1 protein-coding gene is annotated in these 1395 nt (G+C 57.5%); it reads left to right on the top strand.

Annotated features, from left to right (window positions below):
* Positions 1 to 565 precede the first annotated feature (565 nt).
* Positions 566 to 1395, top strand: an 830-nt coding sequence (locus tag AB0I04_RS55140; RefSeq protein WP_360905078.1) for a hypothetical protein, incomplete at its 3' end; no start/stop codon positions are given.

The following is a 1395-nucleotide window of genomic DNA, read 5'->3' as shown; positions in this document are numbered from 1 at the left end:
GAGGCGGCCCGTCACCGACCACGAGACCAAGCTCACCCACGCGGTGGCGCAAGCACCCGGAACCCCGAGATGGTGGGGGACACAAACCCAACCACCAGCCCAGCCTGATCCGGACCTTCAGCCCACACTCGCCCGTCACGTTTACCAACTGCCCGAGTTCGCGAGTTATGAGGAGTGGGTAAACGGTCACGAACGCTCCTTTAATAGATTTGTGTCAGACTCTCACGAGATTCTGGCGCCGGGGGTCCCGGATTCTTTCATCAGTGACGCACTAAAAGATACTGGGCTTGCGGGTGCGTATCCAGAGTTGGCGGCGTATCTTGCGCGCCGGGATAAACGCGTCGATCGTGACGCAAATACACCTCTGGACAGGTGGCCAGAAAAGGCTGCCATATTCGGGTCGCGAGAAGATCCTGTGCGTGTGCGGTTCAGGCATGACCCGACCATTCCGGATCGGCTTATCGATGCAGCGGTCGCGAATGTGAGACTTGCGGTTGCCAGGGTGCAGGCGGCAGGCTTTTCCGTTCCCGACTTTAAGCTCGCCATGCCTAAGTACTCTAGGTCGTTGCGACTTGACGTCGTGGAGGCTTTCACCTCTACAGGGCAGTCTTATAGGCATCTTCAAGTTACGATAATTGAAGACAAAACGTCATCTGAAGCCATGGCGTTTCCTTATAGCAGCACGATTGCCGTGAGCGTTCAATCGCCGCGTATGTCCGACGATGAAAGGAGGCCCTATTATTCAGCCGATGGCCTCAGACCTTGGATCATGTCGGGAATTATCGACGAGTCTTCCGTGGCGACTGTCGTTCATGAATTCGGTCACCTACTTCACGATATTCGGTATAATTACCCCCTTACTGCGCGCATTGCAATGCGGGATACGGGGCTGCCGGATCTATTCGGATATGTAAGCGATTATGCTCGCACGGGAAGTTCCCCGGTCGAGTTTGTGGCTGAATTCTTCGCTCGTTGGGTTTATGGACTGATTCCCGGGAATGATCCTATTTTTGGGCGATTGGGTGAGGTCTATCGGGATTTCGGTGGTCCGATGCCTGAGCGCGCCCGCACCGGGTTCCCGGGTAGGCCGCTCGAAGGTCGCAAGAAGCAGCGACTGGTGGCGCTTGTCAATGAGGAGCTTTGGCGGCGCGGGCTGCAGGCTGTGGCGACGGAAGGCCATATTGATGCCGTTTACGCTTCAGCTCCTGGAATCCGTGTTCTGGTGATGGAGGAGAAAGCGCGGCGTATCGCTGATGTGTTGCAGTCCTCTGGGAGCGTCGCGCCCATGCCAGTCTCGGTGCAAGGCTGGTCGTGGCCTTCCGGACCCGGGGCTGGAGGCTCTGGTGCTTGGAGTGGGAGTGGGTACGGCCCGGGTTATTTCGGTTATTCGGGGGG

The sequence above is a fragment of the Actinoallomurus sp. NPDC050550 genome (assembly GCF_040655075.1).
Taxonomy (GTDB): domain Bacteria; phylum Actinomycetota; class Actinomycetes; order Streptosporangiales; family Streptosporangiaceae; genus Actinoallomurus.
The sequence above is the reverse complement of the archived record's forward strand: the minus strand, read 5'-3'. Positions and strand labels throughout refer to the sequence as shown.